We start from the raw sequence: 5,708 nt of genomic DNA on the forward strand, positions 1-5,708 counted from the left end.
GGGTGCAGCACTTGACGCTGCCGCCGGCCTTGAGCAGCTCGGTGACGTCGATCCCGACCGGCTCGAAGCCCCGGGCGCGCAGCTGCGCCGCCAGGCCGGTGGCCGCCTCCGGCAGGACGACCCGGTGGCCGTCGGAGACGGCGTTCAGTCCGAAGGCGGCCGCGTCCTCGTCCGAGGCGAGCACGGCGTCCGGGTACAGCTCTTCGAGGGTGCGCCGGCTCCCGGGCGAGAAGGCGGCCGGGTAGTACATGATCTCGGTCTCGCCGAGCACCGCGAGCGCGGTGTCCAGGTGGTAGTAGCGCGGGTCGACCAGCTCCAGGGTGACCACCGGGCGGCCCAGCACCCGCTCGGCCTCGGCGTGCGCGCGGCGGTCGGTGCGGAACCCGGTGCCGGCCAGGATGCGCTCCCCTGCCAGCAGGTAGTCGCCCTCGCCCTCGTTGGTGAACTCGGCGCGGTGCACGGTGCGGTAGCCGCGGGAGCGGAACCACTCGACGTAGGCCGGGGCCTCGTCCGCCCGCTCACGGTGCCGGAACCGGGCCACCAGGGCGGTGCCGTCCACCACCGTCGCGCCGTTGGCGGCGAACACCATGTCCGGCAGGCCCGGGACCGGCTCGATCAGCTCCACGGTGTGGCCGAGCTCCCGGAACAGCGCATACAGCTGCTCCCACTGGGCGACGGCGCGGTCGGTGTCGGTCGGCTTGGCCGGCTCCATCCACGGGTTGATCGAGTAGTCCACCGTGAAGTGGGACGGACGGCACATCAGGTAGTGCCGCGGGCGGGCGGTACGGGACACGGGCGGTCTGTTCCTTCCGGCGGGGTGGTGCGGAGGGTCTGGGCGGGGGCCAAGGGTGTGCCCGCGCCCGGGTGGGTCCCCGGGGAACCGGGACGGCGCGGGTCCGGCGCGGATGGCACGGTGCCCGGACGGCGTCCCGGGTGGTTGTCGTCGGCCCCGAGCGTGCCGGGCCCGGCGATCGCGGACGTGGCCGCGATGTGCACGGCGGCCGGCGGGCGGTGGTCCAGCCGGCGTCGCCGGCCCGGGCCGGACCCCCGCACCGGAGCGGCCCGTTCCCGCCGCGGCGGTCATACCGCGACGTCGTACCCCGGTACCCCGGCGGCCGTCCCCGGTACCCCGGCGGCCCGCCCCGGCGCGTCGGCCGGCCGGCGCAGCCGGACGCCGGGCGGCGTGGTGCCGCCGCCGGCAGCGGCCTGCCACTCGCTCGGGGAGACCCCGTAGGCCGCCCGGAACGTCCGGCTGAAGTGGCTGGCGCTCACGAAGCCCCAGCGCGCCGCGACCGCCGCCACGGTCGCGCTGCCCGCCGCCCGGCGGGCGAGGTCGCGGCGGCACATCTCCAGCCGCCGGCACTGGATCCAGCGGGCCACCGTCACCCCCTCGATGCGGAAGAGCCGGTGCAGGTAGCGCAGCGACACGTGGTGGGCCGCGGCGATCCGCGCCGGGGAGAGGTCCCGGTCCCCCAGGTGGCGCAGGATGTGGTCCTTCACCCGGGCCAGCAAGGCCAGCGCCGCCTCCGGCGCCTCCGGGACGAACCGGCCCCGGCGCTCGTGGGCGAGCACCGCCAGCAGGTCGAGCGCCGTGGTGGCGAGCCAGGAGGCGACGTGTGGCTCCATCGGCCCGGCCGGCCGGGAGAGGCACTCCAGGTACGCGGCCACCAGCCGGGCGGTGCCGCCGCCGGTCTCGAAGGCCGTCCCGGTGAGCACCCGCAGGTCCTCCTCGGTGACCCCGACCGCCGACCGCGGCCAGTGGAAGGCCGTGAAGGCGAAGGGCTCGGGCAGCTCCTTGGCGAACGGCCGCCCGGCGTCGGAGACCGCGAAGGTGCCGGGCCGCAGCTCCACCTCCCGGCCGCCCTGCACCAGCCGGGCGGTGCCGCGGTGCTGCAGCGCCAGGGTGAGGTGGTCCTCCCCGCCGCGGGCGATCAGGCCCGCGCTGCGCTCGACCCGCTGCGGGCCGGCCTGCACCAGGGACACCTGGAGGGCGCCCAGGCCGTGGCTGGTGATGGTCGCGGGGGCGGGCGCGGTTTCGAGCAGGGCCACGTCCAAGGGGATGAAGGTGTGCGAAACGGCCTCGTGCCAGTACTCGGCACGGTCGGCGGACGGGACTTCGGCGGTGTCGAGAACGACGGTCATCCAAGGGCTCCTCTGGCTGGCGGTTGTCGGCCGGACCGGCCGGACCGGCCGGCTCCGGTGTCCAGGAACTCCCGGAGCGCCCGGTCGAGCACCGGGCCCTGGTCGGACAAGGCGGTGGGCTCGGGCAGGGCGCGGGCAGCGAACTGGGCGCGGGCAGCGGACTGGGCGCGGGCAGCGGACTGGGCGCGGGCAGGGGGCTGGGGTCGGACAACGCTTCGCTCCTGGCTTCGGTCGATGGGCACTGCGCCGCCGTGCGCGCTCCGGCCGCGATGACATGGTCGTGCCCCTCGGCGGACGGTTCGACGGCTCGTCAGCCGGCGTCGCCGCTCCGGAGTGCGCGCCACTCACGCGGCGACACGCCGTACGCGGCGCGGAAGGCGCGACTGAAGTGCGCCGGGTTGACGAAGCCCCACCGCTGGGCGACGGCGGACACCGTCGGCGAGGTCCGACCGCGCCGGGCCAGCTCGCGGGCGCACGCCTCCAGCCGGCGCCGCTGGACGAGCCGGCCCACCGTCACCCCCTCGTCCTCGAACAGCCGGTGCAGGTAGCGCACCGAGATGTGGTGGGCCTGGGCGATCCGCTCGGGCGCCAGCTCCGGATCCGCCAGGTGGTGGTCGACGTACTCCCGCACCCGTCGCACCAGGTGCGCGCTGGGGCCGTCCGGCTCGTCCGTCGTCCGGGAGCGGACCAGCTGGGCGACGAGTGCGCTGAGCAGATCGGCGACGCTGCCGGCCAGCCGGTCGCCGACCGGGGCCGGGTAGGCGTCCACGGAAGCGGCGAGGACGCCGAGGAACGGCAGGAGCACCGGTCCGCACCCCTCCGCGGGGCCGACCGCGGTCGCCGAGGCGTCCCGCAGGTCGCGCTCCGGCACCGCCAGCAGCCGGCGCGGCAGGTGGAACAGGTGGGTGCGGAAGCGCTCCGGGTAGTCGACGGCGTACGGGCGGGCCGTGTCGTACAGGACGAGCCCGCCCGGCGGCACCTCCGCCCGGCGCCCGTCCTGTTCCAGGACGGCCCGGCCCGACACCTGGACGCCGACGCCGACCTGCGGTTCGCTCAGCGGGGCCCGGGCGATCAGCGCCGCCGTGCGGGAGAGCCGGGCGGCGTCCGCCTCCAGCGTCGAGATCCGCACGTACCCGAGCCGGTGCGACTCCACGAGCCCGTCGAACGGCCGCCCGGTGAGCGGGCGCACCTCCACCGGCACGGTCGTCCGGGACACCGCCCCGCGCCAGACGGCCGCCTTCTCGTCGTCCGCGACCGACCCGGTCGTCACCCGCATGCCCATCTGACCGCCCTTCCGCCGAAGTTCCGCACGGTCTCAGCCTGGGCCGCGGGCGCGACTGCCCGTTAGGTCATCTGACTGACGTGTTCGGGCGGCCGGCCGCGGGGCCCGGGCGGACCGGGGCGACCGGGTGATCCGGCAGGTCAGCCGCCGTCGAGGGCGTGGGCGAGCGCGGCCCGCGAGGTGATGCCGAGCTTCGGGAAGATCTTGTACAGGTGGGCCCCGACGGTGCGGGGCGACAGCTGGAGCCGCAGGCCGATCTCCTTGTTGGTCAGCCCGGTCGCGGCCAGCCGGGCGATCCGCAGCTCCTGCCCGGTCAGGCCGGACGGCCCCGCGTCCGGGCCCTCCGACGGCGGGGCCACCGAGTCGCCGGCGGCCCGCAGTTCCTCCTCGCAGCGCTCGGCCCAGGGTGCCGCCTGAAGGCGGCGGAACACGTGGTGGGCCGCGCGCAAGGCCTCCCGGGCGCCGGGCCGGTGCCGTCGGCGCAGCCACGAGCCGTGGGCGAGCCGCAGCCGGGCGAGGTCGAACACCCACCGCTCGGCGCCGGGTACGGCGAACGCGGCGCGGTAGGCGTCGTCGGCCTCGTCGTCCTCGGCGGCCAGCGCGGTGGCGGCGGCGAACAGGAAGGCGTGGCGGCCGGAGATCTCCGCGGAGCGTGCCGCCCGCCCGGACGCGAGGTGGGCCCGGGCCTCCTCCCGCCGGCCGGTGTGCACGGCGGCCGTCACCAGGTCGAGGACCAGCGCATGACGCCAGGGCGGACCGCCGGGCAGCTGCCCGGGCGGGGTGAGCTCGCAGAAGTGCGCGTACGCCTCCTCGGAGCGCCCGTGGGCGAGCGCGGCCAGACCGCGCAGGTGGGTCAGGCGGTCGAGGACGTACCGCATCCGGGCCCGCGTGGCGGCCGGCCTGATGGCCCGCTCGGTCTCCCGCAGCCCCTCCTCGTCCCCCCGGCCGGCCAGGAAGTGGGCGTGGTATTGCCGGAACATCAGGGCGTTGGTGTGGTAGCCGAGTTCTTCCGCGATCTCGGCCTCGCGCAGGCAGACGGCCGCCCGGTCCCAGTGTCCGAGCAGGAAGTCCTGGTGGCACTTGGCCTTGGCGACCGAGCCCTGGGTGGCGTAGCCGAGCAGGCCGGTGAAGCGCTGCCACAGGTCGCTCTCGGGGCAGTCGAGCGCCGAGGACGTCCAGAGCAGGAGCCAGGCCGCTCCGGCCTCCTGTTCCTCGGTCATGCCGTCGGCCACCGCGCGCAGGGTGGCGGCCGTGTCCGGGCCGGGGTCGGTCCAGGCCTGCAGGCAGAGCCGGGCGGCCTCGGAGACGTGGTCCCGGTGCCGTTCCAGGGCCCGCCAGGCCCAGGGGTCGTCCGTGTAGGTGGCGGCCAGCAGCAGCTTGAAGTAGGCCTGTTCGACCAGCCCGCCGAAGGTGTCGGCGCCCGGCGCGGTGAGCGCGTCGAGGGCTGCGGGCAGCAGGGCCGCGGAGGACTCGAAGTCGACGTGGTGGCTCTGGTCCGCGTAGATCACCGCGTACGCGAACAGCGGGGCGACGTCCTGCGGCACCGTCCTGGACTTCAGTTCCTCCACCAGGGCCGCGGTCTGCCGCACCTGCCCGCCGCGGGCCGCCATCACCGCGGCCCAGGTGAGCCGTCGGACGCGGTCGCAGGAGCTGGGGCTCAGGGCGGCGGAGCGTTCGAGCAGGAGCGCGCCCTCCGCGTCGCCACCCCGGTGGGCGAGCGCGCGGCCGGCCTCCTGGAGGCGGTGCGCGAGGTCCTCGTCGGGCAGCAGCGCGGCGGACGCCTCGTGGACCAGCCGCCGCGGGTCGTCCGGCGCGAGGGCTTCGGACAGGGCGCGGTGCGCCTCGCGGCGCGCGGTGTCGGAGGCGGCGGAGACGACCGCGGTACGCACCAGGGGGTGACGGAACACCAGCTGCCCGGCCGGGTCGAGCCGCGCCAGGCCGTCCGCCTCCATCCGGGCCAGGATCTCCCGCGCGTTCTCGTCCGCCAGCGCCCGCAGCCATGCGGTGCTGCCGGAGTCCGGGCCGGAGGCCAGTGCGCCGAGCAGCAGGAGGCGGCCGGCCTCCGGCGACACCGCGCCCAGCCGTTCGGCGAACATCCGCTCCAGCTTGCGCCCCAACGGCAGGCGCTCCGGCAGCGGAGCCGTCCCGCGCTGCTGGGCGGCCGCCAGCTGACGCGGCAGCTCCACCAGCGCGAGCGGGTTCCCGGCCGCCTCGGTCATCCCTTCTCTGCGATCCTGCTCGGCTTGGGCGAAGACGGCCGGCTGTATGCCTGCGCGGAGTGGCG

4 protein-coding genes are annotated in these 5,708 nt (G+C 76.4%); all 4 read right to left on the minus strand.

The genetic code is table 11. The features are described from left to right. On the minus strand, positions 1–760 hold a 760-nt coding region (ddaH, locus tag ABZ885_RS34225), incomplete at its 3' end, for a dimethylargininase (protein ID WP_360197557.1). Positions 761–1,080: 320 nt separating this feature from the next. Further along, positions 1,081–2,142: a helix-turn-helix domain-containing protein gene (locus ABZ885_RS34230; RefSeq protein ID WP_360197548.1), complete on the minus strand. Its 1,062-nt coding sequence runs from the start codon at positions 2,140–2,142 to the stop codon at positions 1,081–1,083. Between the two features lie 310 nt (positions 2,143–2,452). Beyond that, positions 2,453–3,424 (minus strand): helix-turn-helix domain-containing protein, encoded by a 972-nt coding sequence (locus ABZ885_RS34235; protein WP_360197551.1) that lies wholly within the window; start codon positions 3,422–3,424, stop codon positions 2,453–2,455. Positions 3,425–3,564: 140 nt separating this feature from the next. Next, positions 3,565–5,708, minus strand: a 2,144-nt coding sequence (locus ABZ885_RS34240; RefSeq protein ID WP_360197554.1) for a helix-turn-helix transcriptional regulator, incomplete at its 5' end; no start/stop codon positions are given.

Origin of the sequence: Kitasatospora sp. NPDC047058 (genome assembly GCF_040643935.1) — a bacterium.
GTDB lineage: Bacteria > Actinomycetota > Actinomycetes > Streptomycetales > Streptomycetaceae > Kitasatospora.

Coding starts and splice junctions, on each gene's coding strand:
- ABZ885_RS34230 (WP_360197548.1), bottom strand. CDS start 2,142: ATGACCGTCGTTCTCGACACCGCCGAAGTCCCGTCCGCCGACCGTGCC.
- ABZ885_RS34235 (WP_360197551.1), bottom strand. CDS start 3,424: ATGGGCATGCGGGTGACGACCGGGTCGGTCGCGGACGACGAGAAGGCG.